The sequence below is a fragment of the Streptomyces sp. NPDC057963 genome, from assembly GCF_042887155.1.
In the GTDB taxonomy this organism is placed as follows: Bacteria; Actinomycetota; Actinomycetes; order Streptomycetales; family Streptomycetaceae; genus Streptomyces.
In genome coordinates, this window is record NZ_JBHVPX010000005.1 from 382,826 (window position 1) to 403,778 (window position 20,953).

The window sequence follows — 20,953 nt, forward strand, 5'->3', positions numbered from 1 at the left end:
GCGTTCCCCCAAGGAACAGCCCCAAAAGCGAGCTTATCCGTTCACGTGATGCGCAAGTGGCCTTCACAGTAAGGTCGTTGCACCATCAACACCGATACCGATATCCCGCTCCACCGGACGCCATGTCCGGACAACTGACGCGGGACACGGACATCACGTTCACCGTGGGGGGAGAGAACGGATGGTGCACAGGGTCGGCTACGCGCCGGGGGTCTACGACCTGTTCCACATAGGGCATCTCAATATCCTGCGGCATGCCCGCAGTCAGTGCGACTACCTCGTCGCCGGGGTCGTCTCGGACGAGATGGCCGCGCTCGCCAAGGGCCACAAGCCGGTGATTCCGCTGCCGGAGCGGCTGGAGATCGTCCGCAGTGTCCGCTACGTGGACGCGGCGTTCGTCGAGACGGTCCCCGACAAGATCGAGACCTGGCAACAGGTCAGGTTCGACGTCATCTTCAAGGGGGACGACTGGCGGGACACGGAGAAGGGCGAGCGCCTGGAGCGCGACTTCGCCGAGGTCGGCGTGGAGGTGGTCTACTTCCCGTACACCGTGCACACCTCCAGCACCCAGCTGCGCCGGGTGCTGGACACGCTCGTCAGTCCGCAGTCCGGAGCGCTTTCAGCTCCCTGAACCACTTGGCGAGAAACGCCATCAGGAACAGTGCGTGCACGACGCCGAGCACCGCGTAGCCGATACGGAAGGCGGTCGGGTCGCCGAGCAGCAGGAACACCAGGCAGAACACCCCGTAGTCGGCGGGCAGCAGCGCCACGGCCCGCACCCGGGACACCGGGCCCGGACCGGCGGCCCCCGCCGCGGGCCGGACCGCCGCCCTGCCCAGCTGCTCGCGCAACAGCCCGGCGCAGAAGGTCAGTACGGCGGTGAACAGGAAGCCCAGCGGCAGGAGCAGCCAGCCCTCGGACGGCAGAGCGAAGAACCGCTGGAACGCGATCAGCACGGCGGTGTGTACGAGGATCATCTTGGCGCAGTCCACGACATGGTCCAGCCATTCGCCGTCCGGGCCGCCCCGCCCGGTGAGCCTGGCCAGCTGCCCGTCGGCCGAATCGAGGGCGAAGCCGACGGCGAGGCCCGCGTACACGGCAACCGCGAGCCCCCAGGACGGCCGGACGAACGCCACCGAGGCGATGGCCGCGAAGGTGAACGCCGCGCTGATCAAAGTGACTTGATTGGGTGTCATCCCGAGGCGGTACGCGCCCGCCGCGAAGAACCGGCCGGCCGGGCGATTCACGTACCGCGAGTAGAGCGACACCCCCTTGGCCGTCTTCTGCGCACCGCGCAACTCGCGCAGAACCGTGCCCGTGCTTCCCATACGCCCCCCAGCGTGCCGCGGTCTCCCCCGCGGCATCGGCGGAACGCCGCGGACGCCGCCGGTCGGAGCCGCATCATGGCACGCGGACCATGTTTCGCGCGGCCACTCCCCCACTCCGGCCGACGGGCGGTGTGCGTCGGACCCGCACCGTGCGCGGGCCCGACGGAGCAGCGCCTCAGGCGGACGCGGTGCGGCACTCCGGGTGGCCCCAGCCGTTCGGGGTCTTGGCGATCATCTCCTGTGCCGCATACGGCTTTCCGCAGGGGCAGCGACCGGCGAACCTGGCCCGGATCGTGGCGCCGGAGCGCGCCGGGCGCGCCACTCCCGCCGCCTTCTTCGGCGAAGCGCTCTTGCTCCGGCCCTCCGTGGCCCGCGCGGGAGCGGGCGTCCGCAGCTGCGAACCGTGGGCGGTGCCGGCCGGTCGCTGCGCCACCGCCGCCTCACTCGCCGCCTGATCGGCGAGGGCGTTGAGCGGGTCCCCGTCCACCTGGTGGGCGGGGACGTAGACGAAGTTCACGGCCCGGCCCGTCAGCAGCGCGTCGATGCGGGTCACCAGGTCGCGGTTGGCCACCGGCTTTCCGGCCGATGTCTTCCAGCCGTTGCGCTTCCACCCCGGCAGCCACTTCGTCACCGCGTTCATCGCGTACTGCGAATCCATCCGCACCTCGATCGGCACGGCCGGGTCCGTGGACTCCAACAGCTCCTGCAGCGCCGTGAGTTCGGCGACGTTGTTGGTGGCGGACCCGAGCGGCCCCGCCTCCCAGCGCTCCGGTCGCCCCTGCGCGTCGGCCACGACCCATGCCCAGGCCGCAGGCCCCGGATTGCCCTTCGATGCCCCGTCACACGCGGCGATGATGCTTTCGTTCATGCCCCCGATCATGCCAGCGCCGCACCACCCCCACGGCACACCGTGACGCTCAGTGACGATTCGAGGTGCGGTGAACCGGCGGCGCTGGTTCTCTGATGGAGCCCGCTCTTCCCAACCGCACAAGGAGCGATGATGAGCGTTGCACGTGAATCCGGTGACCGTGCGCAGCAGCTGCGCGACAAGGCCCGGCAGATGAACGAGGCCGCAGAGCGCACCACCGACCCTGAGCAGCGCCAGCGGCTCCAGGACAAGGCCCGGAAGCTGCAGGAGCAGATCGAGCAGCAGGGCAACATGGGCAGCGGGAACACCCGTCCGCCCAAGTAGTACCGGCCTCACGTAGTACCTGTCTCACGCGAACGGCCGACGTCCTGCCGCTCTTCCATGAGTGAGTGGCAACGCCGTCGGCCGCTTCGCTGCGTTCTGTCGCGACTTGAAGCCGGCCCCGCTCCCGCGCGGCCCTCTCGACGCCGGCCGAGCCACCATCCTGCGCCCATGGGCTGTCCAGGAACCACCGAATCCACCTGCACGCCGCCCGGTGAACGGCCCGACATGACCCGATCAAGTCCAGCACACCCATGCCCGCCCCGCCGTCTCCGCTGCGCGATCACGCAGGCAACCACATGGTTCCGGATCAATAGCGGCCTTGCCGGTCACCGTGTCCGGTCCACTGGATCGCATCATGCGATTCGGTAAATCGAAATAATCAGCTTGACCGTGCCAGCTGGATCGTCAATAGTGGTCCTGGAATTTCCGCGCCGACACCATCAGTTGGAGTGGAACTCCCCTTTTGGGGCGCAGCAGGAGAATCGCTTTTCGTCGCCGATACGCGTCGCGGATTTTGTTGAGCCTTTCAAAGCGGGCGGACAGTGAGAACCGCCGGCAGTCGACGAGGAACATCAACTTTCCCGTTGCCGTCCGGATCGATTCCACACCCTTGCCGCACCCGTGCACGAGTGATGGCGGCCTGGTTATTGCTCACGGCTCGCCGGATATCCATCATTTCTCCTCACCCGATGGTCCTGCACCATATCGCCGCCAAGTCCGCACCCAAGGTGTACTGCAAGGCGCTCGTGGTCGATTCGGCGCCGAAGGGGAACGGTCATGCAGACGCTGGAACCGCCCGCCCGTTCGAGCCGTCTGCCGTCATTGACCGGTATGCGGTTCATCGCGGCCTTCGCCGTGCTGGTCTCTCACATGGCCGGTCAGATCACAGGAACAATGCATCCCGGCCTGCCGTATCTGCTCACAACCCTCGGACCGGTCGGAGTTGCTTTCTTCTTCGTGCTCAGCGGATTCATTCTCACCTGGGTCGCCGACCCGGACGACACCGCGATGCTGTTCTGGCGTCGACGTCTGGTGAAGATATTTCCCAACCATGTGACGACCTTTGCGGCCACCTTGGTTCTGATGTTCGCCGCCGGCGTGCCGATCATGGTGATAAACACGATTCCGCCGCTGTTGCTGATCGAGCCCTGGATTCCCAACTTTGACGCCCTCGGCGGGTTGACCGGTATCAACGTGCCGAGTTGGACCCTCGGCTGCGAGATGGTGTTCTACTTCGCGTTTCCTTGGCTGATCCGCCACATCGAGCGTATCCGCCCACCACGGTTGTGGTCGTGGGTGGTGGTCGTTGCCACGGCGATCGTCGCTGTTCCGTTCGCCGCTCTGCTCCTGCCGGCCCAGCCGGCCACGTCATGGGACCCGACGGTTCCGGAGTTGCAGTCCTGGTTCGCGTACAGCCTGCCCTTCACCAGGATGCTCGAATTCGTTCTCGGCATCCTGATGGCACGAATCGTGATCACAGGGAAATGGATCCGCCTGGGCATGGCACCGACGTTTCTCCTGGCGATCACTTGTGTGGTGATCCAGTCCTACCTGCCCGGCATATTCCGTCTCTGCGCGGGGCCGACCGCGTTTGCACTCGCCCTGGTGATCGCAGCAGGCGCCGGCGCCGACATCCGCGCTGCACGCACGCCTTTCAGCGGCCGAATCATGGTGTGGCTGGGAGAGATCTCGTTCGCCCTCTATCTCGTGCACTACCTCGTCATCCAGTACGGCCCGATCGATGCGCTGCACGCCACGGGCGAAGCAGTGACCGCCTCCCCGTCGACGAGGCTGATCCATATTCTGCTTACCGTCGCGATCAGCATCGCTCTCGCGGCGGCCCTCTACATGACGGTCGAACGTCCCTCGGTTCGACGCTTCAGCCGCCCGACCAGAAAGCAGGGGAGGCCGATCGCGGTCCCTGACATGGTGGAAAGACAGTGACGTTCCGCCACTCCGCACGCTGCCGCAAGCAACCCGACCGACCCTCATCGAAGATCGAGGTTGAATTGCACAAGGTGATCCAGTGCATCGACACAATCAGCTTGACTGATCGACGTGACCATCGACAGTGGTTCCAACGATTCCGTGGAGCGGACATCGCCGTCAACAAGCCTATTTGATCTCACGCATGAGATTCAGATTGTTGATTTCCGTGTTGTGACTCATTGGTGCGACGCGCGTCTCTCCCGCCGGCCTGGAGATGTCCCCCATGGCGAACACCGGCCTTGCCTCCGGTACCGAAGTCCCCGAATTTCCGGTCACCCGGCCGGATTCCTGCCCCTTCGACCCCGACGAGACCTACACCCGGCTGCGCGCCGACCGACCCGTGTCGCCGGTGCGCTGCCCGGCCGGGATGAACGCGTGGCTGGTCAGCCGGTACGAAGACATCCGGGACGTGCTCACAGATCCGCGGCTGAGCTCCCGCGGCGCAGGTTCGATGCACATGCTGCCGTCCTACGACCTGCGCGACCCGTTGCCGGGATCGATGATCCAGTTGGACGGCGCGGAGCACGCGCGGCTGCGGCGGCTGCTGATCGGCGAGTTCACCGTACGGCGGATGGAGGCACTGCGGCCGTACATCCAGATGATCGCCGACGAGCACATCGACGCGATGCTCGCCGGGCCGAGCGCCGACTTGGTGCAGGACTTCGCGTTGCCGATCCCGTCGCTGGTGATCTGCGAGATGCTCGGCGTGCCCTACGAGGACCACGAGGTGTTCCAGCGCGACAGCGAGCTGCTGATGGGCTTCGAGGCGGACGAGGCCGCCCGCGACGCGGCCGGCCGGCGGCTGGAGGGCTACCTCGGTGAGCTGATCGGGCAACGGCTCACCGAGCCGCAGGACGACCTGCTGAGCCGGCTGATCGCCCGCGGCAACGAGACCGACCGGCCGCTGGCCGTCGAGGAGTTGGCCACGCTCGGCGTGCTGCTGCTGGTCGCCGGTCACGAGACGACCGCCAACATGATCGCCCTGAGCACGTTGGTGCTGTTGGAGGATCCGGCTCGGATGGCCGCGTTGCAGGCCGCGCCGGACACGGTCGGCACCGCCGTGGAAGAGCTGCTGCGCTATCTGTCGGTGATCCAGTTCGGGCTGTTCCGGTACGCCACCGAGGACGTCACCGTCGGCGGCACCGCGGTGAAGGCAGGAGAGTGGCTGGTCGCCGCGATCCCCTCCGGCAACCGGGACGAGAGCGTGTTCCCGGCCCCCGACACCGTCGATCTCGGCCGACAGGCCCGCACACACCTGGCATTGGGCTTCGGCGCGCACCAGTGCATCGGCCAGCAGCTGGCCCGGATCGAGCTACAGGTCGCGCTGACCACGCTGCTGCGCCGCATGCCGGGGCTTCGGCTGGCGATGCCGTTGGCGCAGTCCGAGTTCAAGCGCAACGACATCGTCTACGGCCTGCGGAGCATGCCGGTCGTCTGGTGACGCCCGAGCCGGGCCGGCGCGTCGGTGCGATGCGGGCCCGGCACGTGGACGCTCCGGAACCGATGGTGTCCCGGCCGCCGCGGGCGCGCGGCGAGGCGCTGGTCCGCGCGCTCGCGTGCGGCCGGTGCGGCCATGCCGGACCGATGCGCACCTGTCGCGGGGCGACCCGGACACGCACCGGTCCGGCGTGCCGCAACGCCACGCGAGCCGCATCGGGCGACCTGCAGCTTCCCTCAGGTGGCGGGTGGTGCTGGCCCCCTTCCCAGCTGGCGGGCCTGCCGGATGGGACGCCGCCGCCCATGGAAGCAAAATCGACGAGGGCCTGCCCGAAGTCTTCGGACAGGGGATCCTTGAGACCGGGGAGCGGTATGCGGGCGCGACGGGTCATCTGTCTGGTTGCGGCGCTGGCCGCCCTTGTGGGGACATGCGGGACGGCCATGGCGAAGCCGGCCGGACAGGGCAGCGAGCAGGGCGTGGAATTCCGCAGTGGGGACGTAACGCTGCGCGGCACGGTGACGGTGCCCACCGGGCCGACCGGACGACGGCCCGGGATCGTGCTGGTGCACGGCGCAGGCCCGGAGACACGGGCGAAATACCAGGCCGAGGCCCAGGCGATGGCGCGCGCCGGATTCGTGGTGCTCAGCTACGACAAACGCACCGCGGGCTATTCGCTCACCCAGCGGTCCTACGCCCAACTCGCCGACGATGCCCTGGCAGGTGTCCGGGTGCTGGCCGGGCGCGCCGATGTGGACCCCGGCAAGATCGGGCTCTGGGGATTCAGCGAGGGCGGCTGGGTCGCTCCGCTGGCCGCCTCGCGCTCGGCGCAGGTCTCCTACGTGGTGCTGGTCGGTGCGTCCGGAGTGCCCCCGGCCCGGCAGCAAGCGTGGTACCTGGACAACAAGCTCCGGTATGAAGGTACTTCGGGATCACTGCTGCGGACCGTACCGGTCACCGGTACGCGTCTCCTCAGGGACGCCGGTCTGTTCCCCGAGGCGGACTACGACCCGCTGCCGACACTGCGGCGGCTGCGCCAGCCCGTGCTCGCCATGTGGGGCAACGACCAGCAGTCACCTCCCGCGGAGAGCGCCGGTGCCATCGAGACGGCACTGCGCGACGGCGGCAATACCGACGTGACCCTCCGATTCTTCCCGCGCGCGGATCACAAGCTGCACGCCTCAGCCGACGGCTTCGGACGGGGCGAGCAACTCGTACCCGGCTACGTCGAGACCATGGCGTCCTGGGTAGCAGGACAAGGCCACCGGACCAACGACGTCCTGCCGCGCCAGGCCCGGCAGAGCCATGCTCTGGCCCCGCTCCCCGGATATGAGGCATCCGGGGTGCAGGCCGCAGTCTTCTTGTTCATGGCCGCCTCGTTCGCCGCATACCTGCTGGTGGAACTGGCACGGCGACTGCGCGGGCGCCCCTGTGCTCCCGGTGCGGGCCGGGCACCGCGATGGCTGGCCGCGACAGGACTCGCCACCGTGCTCGGCTTCCTGGGCTACTTCGGATTTGTGACGATGACGCTGACCACCGGCCCGGTCCTCGGTGGCCGCCCGGTGTTCTGGCTTGGCCTGCAACTCCTCGCGGTCGGGGTGGTGCCGGCGGCCGCGGCCACAGGAATGGGCTGGTGGCAGGCCCGGTCTTCGGTAACGGGCCGGACCCGCGCCCGCCTCGGGCTGCTGGGTCTCACCAGCGCGGTGTTCGCTCCCTGGGCACTGTTCTGGGGCCTGCTGATGCCGTAGTCAGGAGTTCTCACTCCCGCCCCCTACAGGGCCACCTTGAAGAGAGGTCCAAGGGAGTCGGCTCCCCACCTCGCCGTCCCGGAGGACGCTCAGTCGAGACAGAACTCGTTGCCCTCGATGTCCTGCATCGCGATGCAGAACTCGTTGACGCCATCGGCACGCAGCAGCTGCACACGCACCGCGCCGAGCGCGACCAGGCGTGCGCACTCGGCCTCGAGTACGGCGAGGCGCTCTTCACCCACGAGCCCGGTGCCGTCCCGCACGTCGAGATGCACCCGGTTCTTGGCGGCCTTGCCCTCGGGAACACGCTGGAAGTACATGCGCGGGCCCACGCCCGAGGGATCCTTGCAGACGGACCATGAACCCTGGTCCTCAGGCGGCAGCGAGCGATTGAAATCGTCCCAAGTGGTGAAGCCCTCCGGTGGAGGAGGTACGACGTACCCCAACACCTCGCTCCAGAAACGAGCGACGCGCTCAGGTTCTGCGCAGTCGAAGGTGACTTGGAGCTGCTTGATCGATGACATCGGCGCACCGTAGCAGGAGGACTCCGTCGCTCATCTCCCGGTATGGATGCGCATGTTGCCGGGAGGGCGGCCTCTGCCGACCCCTCCTGCGTCGTGCGGTCGCAGGGGGTGAACCGATGTCGATGCCTCCAAGGGGTTGCCCGTCGTTCCGGACCGGACCGCGGCCACGGCTCTCGCCGCGTTTCCCGACGGCAGCCTGCCGACCCGGGTCCACACCTACGGAGAAGGCGCCTCCCGACTGAGGGCCGGAACCGCACCCCACCCCGAGCCATGACCGCCGTCAGAACCGGGCCGTCGGCCCCCGGCCCACCGGCCGCACAAGCATCGCCGACGGCTTCTGCCACCACGCCCGCAACCCCGCCGGACCCTTGGCCGCCCTGGCCACCTTCGGCTTGGCCCCCAGGAGTGGTTCGCACCGGGGATTTCGCGGGTTTCGCGGGTGGAGAGCGCGCGGCGGGTGTGCGCGTGGGACATCGGTCCGTTCGCCCTCTTGTTGACGGTCGCCCAGCGTAGGCCCTACGTTTCGGTAAGCGCTTTCCAGACGCACTCGGGAGACTGGGGACATGAGCGGTCCACTGCGCACCACGCACGCCCACGGAGACCGGATCACGATCACGGAGGAGCGGGGCGGCATCGAGCTGATCAGCTACGTCTACCGCCCGGAAGCGGCGTGGGAGGCCCCGAAGCCCTACGTCCATCCCCTGCGCACGCTGGCCGATAACGTTGTCAGCGACTATCGGCCCAACGACCACCGCTGGCACAAGGGCCTCCAGATGACGGCCTCCCATCTCTCCGGGCAGAACCTGTGGGGAGGCAACACCTATGTGCACGGCCAGGACTACCGGCCGCTGCCCGAACGCGTCGGATCGATGGCGCACATCGGCTTCGACCAGGTGGCGGCGGAGGCCGGACGAGCGGTGATCACGGAGCGGCTGAGCTGGCGCCACCACGACGGCACACACTGGGCGGACGAGCTGCGGCGCATCGTGCTCCACGACGTGGAGCACGCCGCTTCTGGCCCCGACACGGCGAGCGCCGGCGGCAGCTGGACGCTGACCTGGTCGAGCGCGATCACCAATCGGCGCACCGGGCCACTGCGCTTCGGCAGCCCCACGACACACGGCCGGGAGGCAGCGGGCTACACCGGTCTCTTCTGGCGCGGACCACGCGCCTTCCGGGGCGGGCAGATCCTCGGGCCGGACGGCGCGGGCCCCGGGCTGATGGGAACGCAGGCACCCTGGCTCGCCTACGGCGGTGAGCACGACGGCGCCGACGGGCACGCCACGCTGATCTTCCAGCACGCCCCGGAGAACGATCACACCGGGGAGGGCGGCACCCATCCGGCTCACTGGTTCGTCCGCAATGAGCCCTTCGCGGCCGTCGCCCCCTCCTTCGCCTTCTACGACGAACTGGAGCTCGCCCCGGGTGACACCCTGGCCCGGCGCTACCGGATCACCGTCGCGGACGGGGCCTGGGACCGGGAGCGGATCGCCGAGTACCTCGCGGCGCACCCGTGGTGAACGGGGGCACGGACGGCCTCCGGCCCTGGGACTGGTAAGCCCGCATGTTGAGGTGTCGCGTATTCCTCGACGAGGCGGGACGAGGCGGGACGAACGTCACCGTGTGTGGTCGCCCGGAGGGAACCGTCCGTGCGGGGATCCGACCCCGGCCCACCAGGAACGCCTCGCTCATAGATCTGGCCGCCGAGCTTCCCGCGCTCGTTTTCAGTCGTCTGCCCGGTCTCTGCGAGCAGACCACCGCGTACTGGATGGCGAGAGCGGCGACGACGAAGCCCGCTATGCCGCCCGCCGGGCCCGCGGGGCGGACCACGTCTGATGCATCTCCCGGTTCTGCCAGGTAAGGGGCGGGGCACACGGCGTGGGCGGGGGCCCTACAACAGGGCGCCGCCGGACACCTCGAGTCGCTGGGCGGTGACCCAGCGCAGGTCGTCGGAGGCGAGCGCGGCGATGGCGTCGCCGATCTCCTGCGGTTCGCCGACGCGGCCGAGCGCGGTCTGCGCGCCCAGGCCCTCGCGCATCTGCGCGTCGTCCCGCATGGCGCCGCCGTTGAAGTCGGTGGCTGTCGGCCCCGGCGCGATGGCGTTGACGCGGATCTTGCGCGCCCCCAGCTCCACGGCCAAGGTTCGGCTGAGGACCTCGACCGCAGCCTTGGAGGCCGAGTAGACCGAGGTGCCGGCACTGGTGTGGCGGCTGAGGGAGGAGGAGACGTTGATGATCCGCCCCCCGTCGGCCAGCACGGGCGCAAGCGCCTGGGTGAGGAAGAACGTGCCGCGCACGTTGGTGTCCATCACCGCGTCGAAGTCGTCGACCGTGACCGCTTCCAACGGTCCGAACAGCCCGATCCCGGCATTGTTGACCAGGACATCCAGCCGGGTCGCGTCCCAGCACTCCAGTTGCGTAGCCAGGTGGGAGACGAAAACAGGAAGGGAGGCCACATCGCTGATGTCCAGCCGCAGCGCGGCAGCCGCGGCGCCGGTTTCCTGGATGTTCCTGACCGTCTCCTCGGCCTCCTGTGCGTCGCCGCGGTAGGTGACGATGACGCGCAGCCCGTGCCGGGCCAGCGCCTGGGCCGTGGCCCGGCCCAGCCCGCGATTGCCGCCGGTCACCAATGCGATCTTGCCTGATTCCATGAGTGCTTCTCCCTGCGGGAACGGAACGACGCCGACGGGGGAGTGCTCCCGCCTGCCGAATGCGAGTCGTGCGACTCGCCTCCCTGGCCACGTAAACATCCGCACGGTGGCGAGTCAAGTGACTCGCCTCGTGATGAGTCATACTGTCCACATGACCGCAGGACTCTCCGCGCACCATCAACGACTCGCTCGGCGCAAGCGCGAGGCGATCACCGCCGCGGCCACGAAGCTGTTCCTGGAGCGGGGCTATGACGGGACCTCGCTGGCGAAGATCGCGCAGGAAGCGGTCGTCTCGAAGTCCACGCTGTTCAAGCAGTTCCCCACCAAGGCGGCGCTCTTCGAGGCCATCGTCACCGAGTACTGGAAGGACGGGCCGGACCCGGCGGCGCCCGCGACGCAGCCCGGTGACCTGCGCACCGGCCTGAGCGCGATCGGCCGCCAGTACGCCGACCTGATCGGCCGGCCGGCGATGGCGGCCCTCTTCCGTATCGTCATCGCCGAACTGCCGCGCTTCCCGGAACTGGGACGGGCTCAGTTCGAGCTGGGCAAGCTGCCCTACTTCATCTCCGTCCAGGACTACCTGGAGGCCCAGCACGCCGCGGGCACTGCGGTGGTACCGGACGCGGAGAGCGCCACCAACCAGTTCCTCGGAATGATCGCCAACTACGTCCTGTGGCCGCGGATGCTGCTCGCCGACTGGAGTCCCGCACCTGCCGACGTCGGCCACGCCGTCGACGAGGCGGTCACGACGATGCTCGCCCGCTACGGCCGTAGCGCCAACGACCGGCAGCAGCCCTGAGGGCTCCGGGGTGTGAGTAGTTGGCCCTCGGACTGGTAGGCGCGCATGTTGAGGTGTTGCGTATTCCTCGACGAGGCGGGACGGATGTCACCGTGTGTGGTCTCCGGGGGCGTACCGGCTCCAGGTTCCTCCGGCTTCGGTGACCAGGCGGGTGACTGTCTTGTCGTGGTAGCCGAGCGCCTTGGCGATGACGGGAGCCGGTGCCTGGAGCACGAGTTGGCGGATCGCGGAGGTCCTGCCGCGTTGCGGCGGGACGCCGATCTCCCGCAGGTGGTCTTGGAGGCTGCCCGGGTTCATCGGCTGTCCGGGCCGGCGGCCGGGGAAGAGCCACTGTGAGCTTCTGCTGCTGGCGTAGGGCAGGTGCTGGCGGGACTGGATGTAGGCCCGCATGAGGTCAGCGACGGGCTCCGGGAGCGGGGATGGCGGATCTCCCAACCGGACGGCGACGGTGGCCCCGTCGTCGAGGACGTCGTCGACCCTAAGGCGGACGATGCGGGTGACGGGTTGCGCGTAGAGGAGAACGAGCGCGGCGGCGACTCGGGCCCGCAGGGGCAGGGAGTCGTCGTTGAGTGCCCGCCGGAGAATGGCGAGTCGGCGATGCTGGTGCAGCGGCGCTTGGTCCTGGTTGATGATCTGGGGTGGCAGGGTGAGGCGGGACATCCGGCTCGTCTTCATGCACCAGCGCAGGAACGTCTGAGCTGGGCGCCGGGTGGCCAGCTTCTGCGTGTGCCAGGCGTCGAGGTCGGCCTGCCGGCAGTGTTCGATGGTGCGGCCTCGGTCGGCAAGCCAGGTGAGGAAGGCGCTGGCCTGGGTGATCTCCTGTTTCGTCTGGTTGGTCTGGGAACGTCCCAACGGCCCTTTCTCCGCATTGCTCCGCAGGCGCCGCATCTGGTGCCAGACGGCGAAGTGCTGAAGATGACGACGGTGTTCGGGGTCCTCGATGACGGCGAGCCGTTCAGTCAGCCAACGCTGATAGAGCATGAGCTGCCGGTCGACGCGCGGCAGGACGTCGCTGTCCATCAGCAGGTCACGCAGGTGAACGACAGTTCGCCAGGGTGTTTCCTGGTGCAGCCCGTCGTGGGTGAGCGGGATGGTGCCGGTGGCCAGGTCCCGCAGGAGGCGGACGACGTTGGGGTTGCGGAGCCGGATCAGGCGGCTCTTGGGCCGGTCCATCTCCAGCAGGGCAGTGACCAGCGGTTGCAGTGAAGGGGTGACGTGGCCGGTGCCGTCATCGAGGAGTCGGCCGAGGGTGTCGGCGAGAGTGCAGCGTTCGCATAGGCGCCCGCCGAGCAAGGGCCCTTCGAAGCCGCAGCGGGTGCAGAAGAAGTCGCGGACGATGCCCGCGCAGTCGCGGCAGACCGGTGCACCAGCGTCGTTTCTGCCTGGCAACAGCCGGTCGGTTCGGCAGCCGGGGCAGCAGCCGCGGCCGCGCATCGCGCGTTCGTAGCAGGTCCGGCAGATCGGACCGTCTGACCACTCGGCGGACTTCGCCGCCCGCCGGCCGCAGCGTGCGCAGGTCTGGACGTGCCACCTTTCGTATTCCTCCGGTGTCACTGCTCATCCCTCGGGTGTCAGGCGGACCCGTGTTGGCCGCCGGGCGGCCAGGTTGATCGGCGCCTCCTCGCCGGCGGCGCGTCGGGCTGAAGGCGAGCTCCACCCTGATCCCTCCCGGGGCCACGGTGCACTGCCGTCAGCCCAACTGCCTCATGCGCCACATGTCGCTGAGACTGAACCACAGGCTCCATGAGACAGAAATGAACAGCGGAAAGAACTCATCAGTCAGAAACTCCACCGGCACGAGCGGACCGTAGCCAGCCCCGGCAGCCGCGCGGCGATCTTTCCGCGAACCCCAGCGGAGCCCCAGCCGGTGTGCTGGCCGACCATGATCAATCTCAGCGCCAACCGCTGTACCGATGTTCCCCGCGGCCGGCGAGCCCCGTGGGTTCAGGGAAACCGAAGCTTCTTCAGCGCGAACCCACGGGTCCGCCAGTGTGCTTCAGGCCGCCGCATCCGTGGGTTCGAGTGAACACGAGGATGCTGAACGATCCTGAGGGCTGTGGCCGTGGCCGGATAGCCGATGGTGCGTGCTGTCGCGCACTGCCTCTGGTCGCGCGCGAGGTTCTCTGACTAGAGTCAGAGAGTGGATGGGACACAGATCGATCAGGTACGGCGGTTCAACCGCACCGTCACCGAACGCGTGGGCGTGCTTCACGGCCACTACCTGGGCCGCGGCCGGCCCGTCGGTGAGGCGCGGCTGCTGTGGGAGATCGGCGAGCAGGGCCAGGACGTACGGCGGTTGCGCGAGCGCCTCGGGCTCGACTCCGGTTACGTCAGCCGGCTATTGCGCTCCCTGGAGGCCGCCGGCCTGGTGACGGTGGAGCCGCGGCCCCGGGACAGACGGGTGCGTACCGTCCGGCTCACCGACGCGGGCCGTGCGGAGCGCGTCGCGCTCGATCGCCGCAGCGACGAGCTGGCCGGCTCCCTCCTGGAGCCGCTCAACACCGCCCAGCGCGCCCGACTGGTCGCCGCCATGGCCGAGGTTGACCGCTTGCTGACCGCCGCGACGGTCGCGCTGGACTGTGTCGACCCGGACCACCCCGACGCCCAGCACTGTTTGCGGTCCTACTTCACCGAGCTGCAGGAGCGCTTCGAGGCCGGTTTCGACCCCGCGCGGAGCCTGCTGCCCGACGCGGGCGAACTCCGGCCGCCGCACGGGCTGTTCTTGGTTGCCCGGCTGCACGGCGAGCCCGTCGGCTGCGCGGGTCTGAAGCTGCCGCCCGGTGCCCCGGCCGAGGTCAAGCGCATGTGGGTTGCGCCTCACACCCGGGGCCTCGGCCTCGGCCGCCGGTTCTTGGCCGAGCTGGAGGCGCGGGCCGCCCGGCACGGCTTTGACGTACTGCGCCTGGACACCAACAAGGCTCTCAGCCGCGCGATCGGCCTGTACTACTCCTATGGCTTCCAGGAGGTCACCGCCTTCAACGACGAACCGTATGCCCATCATTGGTTCGAGAAGCGGATCACCACAGTATCGTCGGAGTGAGGGTTCCGACGAACTTCAGGTCCGCTGCCCTGATTCTGGGGAAGGCCCCGTGGGTCTGCGTCAAGACACGGGACCGGCCTCGGCGGCCTGCTCCAGCAGGGCCCGCGCGGAGTCCGCGTAGCGCATCGCGGTCTTCTCGTCGAGCCCGAAGACCTCCGCGAGGTGGAGTGGGTCGGGGCCTTTGACCATGGCCTCTTCGAGCTGGCGGTCGACTCGGAGTCGCTCCAGGGTCGCTTCCTGGCCGCGCATCGCGGTGCTGATCCAGTGGTTGCTGGCCCTGCCGGTCGTGTTGGCGGTCTGGTTGTTGATCAGCAGGTGGAGGTTCGCGGTGTTCGGCCACCGGCGGCGCCGGTGCTCCAGCCAGTCCAGCAGCAGCTTCAGGGTGAGGTCGTCCAGCGGGCGGACGCGGCCGGCGATGGTCAGCCGGCGGTTGCCGAGGTCGACATCGTCGAGCATGAGGGTGGCGATCTGGGCAACTCGGGCGGCGTGGACCGCTGCGAGGGCGAGGATGAGCCGCGTCGCCGGGGTGGTGGCCGCCGCGACGGACCGGTCGACCTGCTCGGGGATGAGCGGTTGCAGCACGGCGTACTCGTATTGCCCCACCTTGATCCGGCTCGTGGGGTTGCGGAAAATCAGTCCGTTCCGCTTGGCCCAAGTGAACAGCGAGCGCAGGGCGACGAGTTGGTCGTGTCGCTGGCGGCCGTGCAGTGTCTTGATGTAGGCGAGGACGTCGTCGCGGGTCACTTCCCGCAGGTGGTCGTAGCGGTTCGACCATTCCATCAAGGCCGGACGGGCCCGGTTGAGGTAGAGCCAGACGGTGCCCTCCCGTCGCGGGAGGCTGCGCGGACCGCCGTCGCGCAGGACACGGGTCCAGCGCTCGGTCTCCGAGCGGATGCCGGGTGCGAGACCCTCCAGCCTCTCGACGAGCCAGTGTTCGAAGGAGGGTTCGCTGTCGTCTTCGAAGATCCCCATCTCCTCCAGGACCGTGATGGTGTGGCCGACCGGCAGGTCCAGGGCCCGCAGTGGGGTGAAGATCTCCGTGTGCCGGATGACGTCGCCGTGTGCCGGATGACGTCGCCGTCGACGTAGCCGGTGCGGACGATGGCCAGGCCGCGGTTGACGGCGAAGCGGATGCCGCGTCCCCAGCCTCGGGCCTCGGCGAGCCGGTGGGCGAGGTACTTCGCCCAGGCCAGCCAGGGGCTGGCGAGGTCGGAGTCAGCGAGGGCGAGTCGGCTGTAGTCACGGGGGATCTGCTCGAACAGCGGCAACTGCCGCCAGCCGGGATCCGGGCGCCAGGTCGGGGCGGGGGGCGGCTTGCGCGGGGCTCCCCGCCGTCCTCCGCGCCGCCGTGCCGAGGGTGTCGGTCTTCTGCGGTAGTGCAGGCCCATGAAGAACAGCTGGTGGTGCCGGACGGCGGCGAGCCGATCCCGCACGTCCGTCTCGTCCGCCGGCTGGCCGGTGACGGCCCTCGCGTTGAGGCGGGCCTGGCACCAGCATAGGCGGCAGCAGTCCCACTTCAACGGCTGGATTCGGCGGCAGCCGGTGCATGCGGCCGCATCGTGACTGCGACCGAACATGTAGCAGGCGGGGCAGAGGCGGCCGCTGAAGTTTCCCCAGGCCAGGCAGCTTCCGCAGGAGTCGGTGGGCTTGACGTAGCCCTTCGGGAACCGTGCCACCGGCTTACTCCGGCGGCAGCGACCGGCCGTCCCGGCGCTTGGGGACCACCGCTCGTGCGCCGGTCCCCGCGCCAGCCGCGGCTCGCTCCGTCCCCTCCGCCTGCCCCGGGCGGCGGACCTTCTCCGGCTCGGGGATGAGCAGGTCACCGATCTCGCAGCCAAGGACCACGCAGATGACGTCCAGGTCCTCCAGCTTGAGCGAGACCGGCTGGCCGGACCACAGTCCGGACATCTTCCCCGCTGAGATCACCAACCCGTGCTCGGCCAGGCTTCGTTGGAGTTCGGACGCCTTCCAGATACCCTTGTTCGCGGCGGTCAGCCGCAGGTTCCACCTCATCGGATCAGCCCTTCCAGCCGCTTCGCGGCCCGCTCGGTCCCGGCGACCCAGGCGTCCTCGACCCGGGCCTGCTGGACGTGGACATATCGCATCGCCGTGGCGATCCAGGAATGTCCCAAAACCTCCTGAATTGCGAGCAAGTTCAGCCCGTTCTCATAGAGTTGGGACGCACAAAAATGCCGCAGGACATGCGGCGTCAGCTTCTCGCCCCACCCCGGCAGATGTGCCTTGGCCGCGTCCTTGAGCCCGCCGCGCAGGGCGTCGTCGCCCACCCGGCGCGAGGAGCCGTCGGCGTTCTTGCGCTCGGAGGGAAACAGCGGGGCGCCGGGGCGGGTGTGGTCGTCGTCGAACTGGCCCCACACGTCCTCGATGAACCACCGCAGCGTGCGGTCAGCGCCGTTGATCAGCGGCACCATCCGCTCACGCGGGCCCGACCCGCGGGCGCCCTTGCCGTGGCGGACATGGAGCTTGCCGAAGCGCCCCAGGTCCCACTTGATGTCCGTCAGGTCGAGCTTGCACGCCTCACTGACCCGCAGGCCGACCTGGGACATCAGCTTGGAGACGGTGTACTTCCTGGCAGCAGGGGCGAACTTGCGGCAGGTGGCCAGCTCGCCGCCCCAGCCGGTGAACAGCATCCCGACCTCCGGCCCGGTCGACGGGATCCGCAGCTGGGCGTCCTTGGCTCCGCGCGGCCGGTTCATCTCGTCGATCGGGCACTCGACCACCCGGCCGGTCATCCGGTGGAGTTCGACCTTGTGCCGCAGCTCCAGGAACAGGAAGTACGTCGTCAGGGCCTGCGACCGGGCCAGCCGGGTGCCGCTGGGTGAGTTCCGCAGCACCTTCCCGAAGTACGCGTCGGCGTCGGCCGGCTCCATGTCCCACAGCGGTCGGCCGAACCAGGTCCTGACCTGCTCCAGGTGCCCGACGTCCCCGCGGATCGTGCCATCCGCCAGACCCGCCGATGCCCGCGCGAGAACGAACCCGGACAGCACGTCAGTCTCGAACCGCTCCAGCTCCTCCGCCGACGCGGGCGCCCAGTGCTCACGCAGGTCCCGTACGACCGCCAGCCCCGCCAACCCGAGCCTCCTCACCTTCGTTCCGACTGTGGATCGGCCGGACGAAATGAGAACGCTTCAAGAATCCCGAAGTTACGTCATAGAGCCGCAGAGCACCCGAAGGAGAAGGAACCTCCTGGCCACGGGGTTGGGGGCTCAGCCGGGCTCAGGGGAACTCACGGGATGTCGCACACTCGGCCTGTACCTGGAGCTGCCGCTCGACGATTCCGGCCGCGCCCCGCTGCGCGGTCCCGGGTCCGGGCCCGTGTGGTTCGCAGTCCGTCGCACGGCTGCGGCTGCTGTCCGGGGCGCGGGTCCTCATGCCGGGCCGGGGGTCCACCGCCCGGAGGTTCGCCGAACCGCTCGTCCCGTTCGGCTGCCCGGTGTCGCACTTCGCCTGCGGGCCGCCTGCTCGCTCCGCAGGCGGCGGGGCTCGGCATCCGGCTCACTCCGGGGACCGGGCAGCGGTAGTCTTCCGCGACGATGCCGCCCACCGCCGCCCGGCCGCGATGCCGCCCACCGCACCGGGCCGGGCCGGTGGAGCGCGGGCCGACCCGGCGGCGGCACGACAGCGCCGACGGGGCCGGATCCTCTTGCGTACGCAATGGGAAAACGCTTTCAGTGCAGCTATCGTAGCCCTATGCAGAGCCAGGTCAATCGACGTTCCGCCCGTCCCCGCCCACCGTCCGCCGTGACGCTCCAGCAGGTCGCGCAGGACGCCGGGGTCTCTCTCGCCACGGCGTCGCGCGTCCTCAGCGACAGCGACCGCAACGTCACCCGGGAGCTGCAGGAGCGCGTCCTGGAGGCGGCCGCCCGGCTCCGCTACGTCTCCAACGCGCCGGCCCGCGCGCTGGTGCAGTCCACGACGTCCATCGTCGGCCTGATCGTGCACGACGTGAACGACGCCTACTACTCCGCGATCGCGGCCGGGGTCATGGAGGTCGCCCGCGACCACAAGCTCCTCGTGATGCTGGCCGGCACCTTCCACGAGCCGGGGCTCCAGGCGGAGTACGTGGCACGGCTGCGGGCGCAGCGGGCCCGCGCCGTCGTTCTCGCCGGATCGGGTTTCACCGGCGGCAGCCCCGCCCTCACCCAGGAGCTGGAGGCCTTCGCGGCGCAGGGCGGCCGGGTGACCGCGGTCGCGCACCAGGACCTGCCGGTGGACACGATCATGCCGGGAAACCGCGAGGGCGGCCGGGCGGTCGCCGAGCACCTCGCCCTGCTGGGACACACGGAGATCGGCGTGATCTGCGGACCGCTGGCGCTGGTATCCGTCCAGGACCGGCTGCACGGTTTCCTGGAGCGGGCGGCGGAGCTGGGCATCTCCGTGCAGGAACGCCACCGTGTCGAGGCCGACTTCACCCGGGACGGCGGACGGGCCGCGGCGGTGCGGCTGTTCCGCGGCTCCCCCGGCATCACCGCGCTCTTCGCGCTCAACGACGCCATGGCTCTCGGGGCGCTCGCGGCACTCCGTGACGACCTCGGGCGGAGCGTGCCCGCCGATGTCTCCGTCGTCGGCTTCGACGACCTGCCGGTGGCGTGCGACGTCACACCCGCGTTGACCACCGTACGGCTGCCGCTCGAAGAGATCGGACGCCGCGCGCTGCTGCTGGCCCTCGGCGACGCGACGGCTTCGCCGCGCACGCTCGCCGTGCCGTCGCGCCTGGTCGTGCGGGCCAGCACGGCGCCGCCGCCCCGTACGACCGGCTGAGGACGGCACCGGCTCCCGCGCCCGCCTCCCCGGCCGGACGCCGTCCCGTGAGCCGAGGAGCGGCGCCGGCACCGCGTCCGTCACCGCCCGCCCCGCGCCCCGCCTCCCCGGGGCCGGCCGGGATCCCGGTCCGAGTCGCTGGATTGACGCGTTGAAGCCACAAGCCGCCCACTTGACGCACTAATTGCCGATTGTTTCGCTGCAACCCTCTTGAAATGATGCGTTAACCACCACCACACTGAGATCAACGCCGATTGACGCGTCAAATCCGAGAGGGTGGTGGCTGGATGGGTACGTCCGGACCCAAGTACCAGCGAATCAAGGACGAGTTGCGGGCCGAAGTGGCACGTGACGAGTACGAGACCAGCGCTCCGTTCATCACCCAGAACCAGCTGCGCGAGCGTTTCGGCGTCAGTTCCACCACCGCTGTCCGGGCGCTCAACGACCTCGTCGCGGAAGGGTTGTTGGTGCGGCGCCGTGGTCTGGGTACCTTCGTCGCCGATCCCTCGGACCGTACCGCGGAACCTTCCCCGGGCAACAGGTCCGGTGTGGTCGCCTGCATCATCAGCGGCCAGGGCCCGTACCAGTCCGAGGTGCTGCGCGGGGTCGAGTCCGGCTGTTCGGACCGTGGACTGCGGCTGTTCTTCTCCGACTCCGTGATCCACATGACGGAAACGGGGCACGCCGACCACGCTGCGTCCGTGGCCCGTCAGGACCAGGCGCTGCGCCAGGCCGTCGAGGACCGGGTCGACGGGATCATCCTCTACCCCGTCCAGGGGGCACCCGACCTCGATGTGCTGGACGAGATCCGGCGCCTGCACCTCCCCATGGTCCTGGTCGACCGGTATTTCCCCGGCCTCGCCATCGACGCGGTCACCGCCGACAACTACAGCGCCGGCTACCGGCTCACCGAGCACCTGCTGGCCGACGGCCACGAGCGCATAGCGACGCTCTGGGGCGAGACGCAGTGCACCAGCGTCCACGACCGGATGACCGGGCACAAGCAGGCGCTGCGCGCTCATGGCCAGCCCCTGCTCCCCCAGTTGACGGCGTTGCGCTCCTACACGGGGCTGTCCGAGAGCGACCGCCGGCAGCTGCTGTCCGAGCTCCTCGCCGCGCCCGAGCCGCCGACCGCCCTGTTGTGCGCGCATGGCTTCGCCGTCGCCACCGCCGCCTCCGATCTGGCCTCGCTCGGCATCGCCGTGCCCGACGAGATCGTCCTGGCCGGCATGGACGACGTGGGCCCCTACGATCTGCTGCCGCTCACCAGCTTCGCCGCCCGGCTGCCCGCCAGGGAGATCGGCAGCCGGGCGGTCGAGCAACTGGTCACCCGGATCGCGGAGCGCACGGCGGGCGAGGACCCGTACCGCAGCGCCGAGCAGATCGTGCTCCCCGTCCGGATCAGGACGCGCGAGTCCGTGCCGGTCCGGCTCCGTACCGTCGCCGCCCGCCGGCCCTGAGGGAGGAGA

18 protein-coding genes are annotated in these 20,953 nt (G+C 69.3%); 10 read left to right on the forward strand and 8 right to left on the reverse strand.

The window, feature by feature from the left end; translation table 11 throughout:
* Positions 1–181: 181 nt before the first annotated feature.
* Entirely contained in the window at positions 182–631 is a 450-nt protein-coding gene (locus tag ACFVT1_RS14825) for an adenylyltransferase/cytidyltransferase family protein (RefSeq protein WP_389795182.1), read from the forward strand.
* Here the strand turns inward: ACFVT1_RS14825 and ACFVT1_RS14830 are convergent.
* Positions 597–1,328 (reverse strand): CDP-alcohol phosphatidyltransferase family protein, encoded by a 732-nt coding sequence (locus ACFVT1_RS14830; protein ID WP_389795184.1) that lies wholly within the window; start codon positions 1,326–1,328, stop codon positions 597–599. The genes ACFVT1_RS14825 and ACFVT1_RS14830 overlap by 35 nt on opposite strands.
* 175 nt (positions 1,329–1,503) lie before the next feature.
* The gene (locus ACFVT1_RS14835) at positions 1,504–2,196 is read right to left on the reverse strand and encodes a ribonuclease H (RefSeq protein WP_389795186.1); all 693 of its coding nucleotides are present in this window, start codon (positions 2,194–2,196) and stop codon (positions 1,504–1,506) included.
* A 132-nt stretch (positions 2,197–2,328) separates the two neighbouring features.
* Here ACFVT1_RS14835 and ACFVT1_RS14840 point away from each other — a divergent pair, with 132 nt between their 5' ends.
* The 4 genes from ACFVT1_RS14840 (at position 2,329) to ACFVT1_RS14855 (ending at position 7,692) form a co-directional block, all read left to right on the forward strand.
* Complete coding sequence (locus ACFVT1_RS14840) at positions 2,329–2,520, forward strand: DUF6381 family protein (RefSeq protein WP_362198436.1); 192 nt, start codon at positions 2,329–2,331, stop codon at positions 2,518–2,520.
* A gap of 777 nt (positions 2,521–3,297) precedes the next feature.
* On the forward strand, positions 3,298–4,464 hold the full coding sequence (locus tag ACFVT1_RS14845; RefSeq protein ID WP_389795188.1) for an acyltransferase family protein: 1,167 nt from the start codon (positions 3,298–3,300) through the stop codon (positions 4,462–4,464).
* 268 nt (positions 4,465–4,732) lie between these two features.
* Positions 4,733–5,950, forward strand: a complete 1,218-nt coding sequence (locus ACFVT1_RS14850; protein ID WP_389795190.1) for a cytochrome P450 — start codon at positions 4,733–4,735, stop codon at positions 5,948–5,950.
* Positions 5,951–6,387: 437 nt separating this feature from the next.
* Positions 6,388–7,692 (forward strand): alpha/beta hydrolase family protein, encoded by a 1,305-nt coding sequence (locus tag ACFVT1_RS14855; protein ID WP_389795192.1) that lies wholly within the window; start codon positions 6,388–6,390, stop codon positions 7,690–7,692.
* Positions 7,693–7,781: 89 nt separating this feature from the next.
* Here ACFVT1_RS14855 and ACFVT1_RS14860 read toward each other — a convergent pair whose 3' ends face one another.
* On the reverse strand, positions 7,782–8,216 hold the full coding sequence (locus ACFVT1_RS14860) for a VOC family protein (RefSeq protein ID WP_389795194.1): 435 nt from the start codon (positions 8,214–8,216) through the stop codon (positions 7,782–7,784).
* 563 nt (positions 8,217–8,779) lie between these two features.
* Here ACFVT1_RS14860 and ACFVT1_RS14865 point away from each other — a divergent pair.
* Positions 8,780–9,736, forward strand: coding sequence for a PmoA family protein (locus ACFVT1_RS14865; protein WP_389795196.1), 957 nt, complete (start codon positions 8,780–8,782; stop codon positions 9,734–9,736).
* A gap of 371 nt (positions 9,737–10,107) precedes the next feature.
* Here the strand turns inward: ACFVT1_RS14865 and ACFVT1_RS14870 are convergent, their stop codons facing one another.
* The gene (locus tag ACFVT1_RS14870; RefSeq protein WP_389795198.1) at positions 10,108–10,866 is read right to left on the reverse strand and encodes an SDR family NAD(P)-dependent oxidoreductase; all 759 of its coding nucleotides are present in this window, start codon (positions 10,864–10,866) and stop codon (positions 10,108–10,110) included.
* A 151-nt stretch (positions 10,867–11,017) separates the two neighbouring features.
* Between ACFVT1_RS14870 and ACFVT1_RS14875 the strand changes: the two genes are divergently transcribed.
* Positions 11,018–11,665: a TetR/AcrR family transcriptional regulator gene (locus ACFVT1_RS14875; RefSeq protein WP_389795200.1), complete on the forward strand. Its 648-nt coding sequence runs from the start codon at positions 11,018–11,020 to the stop codon at positions 11,663–11,665.
* A gap of 87 nt (positions 11,666–11,752) precedes the next feature.
* Here the strand turns inward: ACFVT1_RS14875 and ACFVT1_RS14880 are convergent, their stop codons facing one another.
* The gene (locus tag ACFVT1_RS14880; protein WP_389795201.1) at positions 11,753–13,054 is read right to left on the reverse strand and encodes a hypothetical protein; all 1,302 of its coding nucleotides are present in this window, start codon (positions 13,052–13,054) and stop codon (positions 11,753–11,755) included.
* A gap of 751 nt (positions 13,055–13,805) precedes the next feature.
* On the opposite strand from ACFVT1_RS14880, the gene ACFVT1_RS14885 reads away from it, so the two are divergent.
* Entirely contained in the window at positions 13,806–14,705 is a 900-nt protein-coding gene (locus ACFVT1_RS14885; protein ID WP_358856453.1) for a helix-turn-helix domain-containing GNAT family N-acetyltransferase, read from the forward strand.
* Positions 14,706–14,765: 60 nt separating this feature from the next.
* Here the strand turns inward: ACFVT1_RS14885 and ACFVT1_RS14890 are convergent, their stop codons facing one another.
* The 3 genes from ACFVT1_RS14890 to ACFVT1_RS14900 all read right to left on the reverse strand — a co-directional run bounded on the left by ACFVT1_RS14890 (position 14,766) and on the right by ACFVT1_RS14900 (position 17,794).
* Entirely contained in the window at positions 14,766–15,677 is a 912-nt protein-coding gene (locus tag ACFVT1_RS14890; protein WP_389795203.1) for a hypothetical protein, read from the reverse strand.
* A gap of 708 nt (positions 15,678–16,385) precedes the next feature.
* On the reverse strand, positions 16,386–16,718 hold the full coding sequence (locus ACFVT1_RS14895) for a helix-turn-helix transcriptional regulator (protein ID WP_358856455.1): 333 nt from the start codon (positions 16,716–16,718) through the stop codon (positions 16,386–16,388).
* Positions 16,715–17,794, reverse strand: a complete 1,080-nt coding sequence (locus tag ACFVT1_RS14900) for a tyrosine-type recombinase/integrase (protein WP_389795205.1) — start codon at positions 17,792–17,794, stop codon at positions 16,715–16,717. Before ACFVT1_RS14900 ends, ACFVT1_RS14895 begins: the two co-directional genes overlap by 4 nt.
* A 619-nt stretch (positions 17,795–18,413) precedes the next feature.
* On the opposite strand from ACFVT1_RS14900, the gene ACFVT1_RS14905 reads away from it, so the two are divergent.
* Both ACFVT1_RS14905 and ACFVT1_RS14910 read left to right on the forward strand, forming a co-directional pair.
* The gene (locus ACFVT1_RS14905) at positions 18,414–19,484 is read left to right on the forward strand and encodes a LacI family DNA-binding transcriptional regulator (protein ID WP_389795207.1); all 1,071 of its coding nucleotides are present in this window, start codon (positions 18,414–18,416) and stop codon (positions 19,482–19,484) included.
* Between the two features lie 287 nt (positions 19,485–19,771).
* Positions 19,772–20,944: a LacI family DNA-binding transcriptional regulator gene (locus ACFVT1_RS14910; RefSeq protein WP_389795209.1), complete on the forward strand. Its 1,173-nt coding sequence runs from the start codon at positions 19,772–19,774 to the stop codon at positions 20,942–20,944.
* Positions 20,945–20,953: the final 9 nt, after the last annotated feature.

What these genes read in the sequence shown, in the direction of transcription:
- ACFVT1_RS14910 (WP_389795209.1), top strand. Translation starts at nt 19,772, where the DNA reads ATGGGTACGTCCGGACCCAAGTACCAGCGAATCAAGGACGAGTTGCGG.
- ACFVT1_RS14875 (WP_389795200.1), top strand. Translation starts at nt 11,018, where the DNA reads ATGACCGCAGGACTCTCCGCGCACCATCAACGACTCGCTCGGCGCAAG.
- ACFVT1_RS14855 (WP_389795192.1), top strand. Translation starts at nt 6,388, where the DNA reads ATGGCGAAGCCGGCCGGACAGGGCAGCGAGCAGGGCGTGGAATTCCGC.
- ACFVT1_RS14865 (WP_389795196.1), top strand. Translation starts at nt 8,780, where the DNA reads ATGAGCGGTCCACTGCGCACCACGCACGCCCACGGAGACCGGATCACG.
- ACFVT1_RS14895 (WP_358856455.1), bottom strand. Translation starts at nt 16,718, where the DNA reads ATGAGGTGGAACCTGCGGCTGACCGCCGCGAACAAGGGTATCTGGAAG.
- ACFVT1_RS14830 (WP_389795184.1), bottom strand. Translation starts at nt 1,328, where the DNA reads ATGGGAAGCACGGGCACGGTTCTGCGCGAGTTGCGCGGTGCGCAGAAG.
- ACFVT1_RS14890 (WP_389795203.1), bottom strand. Translation starts at nt 15,677, where the DNA reads ATGGGGATCTTCGAAGACGACAGCGAACCCTCCTTCGAACACTGGCTC.
- ACFVT1_RS14835 (WP_389795186.1), bottom strand. Translation starts at nt 2,196, where the DNA reads ATGAACGAAAGCATCATCGCCGCGTGTGACGGGGCATCGAAGGGCAAT.
- ACFVT1_RS14840 (WP_362198436.1), top strand. Translation starts at nt 2,329, where the DNA reads ATGAGCGTTGCACGTGAATCCGGTGACCGTGCGCAGCAGCTGCGCGAC.
- ACFVT1_RS14870 (WP_389795198.1), bottom strand. Translation starts at nt 10,866, where the DNA reads ATGGAATCAGGCAAGATCGCATTGGTGACCGGCGGCAATCGCGGGCTG.
- ACFVT1_RS14860 (WP_389795194.1), bottom strand. Translation starts at nt 8,216, where the DNA reads ATGTCATCGATCAAGCAGCTCCAAGTCACCTTCGACTGCGCAGAACCT.
- ACFVT1_RS14850 (WP_389795190.1), top strand. Translation starts at nt 4,733, where the DNA reads ATGGCGAACACCGGCCTTGCCTCCGGTACCGAAGTCCCCGAATTTCCG.
- ACFVT1_RS14825 (WP_389795182.1), top strand. Translation starts at nt 182, where the DNA reads ATGGTGCACAGGGTCGGCTACGCGCCGGGGGTCTACGACCTGTTCCAC.
- ACFVT1_RS14905 (WP_389795207.1), top strand. Translation starts at nt 18,414, where the DNA reads ATGCAGAGCCAGGTCAATCGACGTTCCGCCCGTCCCCGCCCACCGTCC.
- ACFVT1_RS14845 (WP_389795188.1), top strand. Translation starts at nt 3,298, where the DNA reads ATGCAGACGCTGGAACCGCCCGCCCGTTCGAGCCGTCTGCCGTCATTG.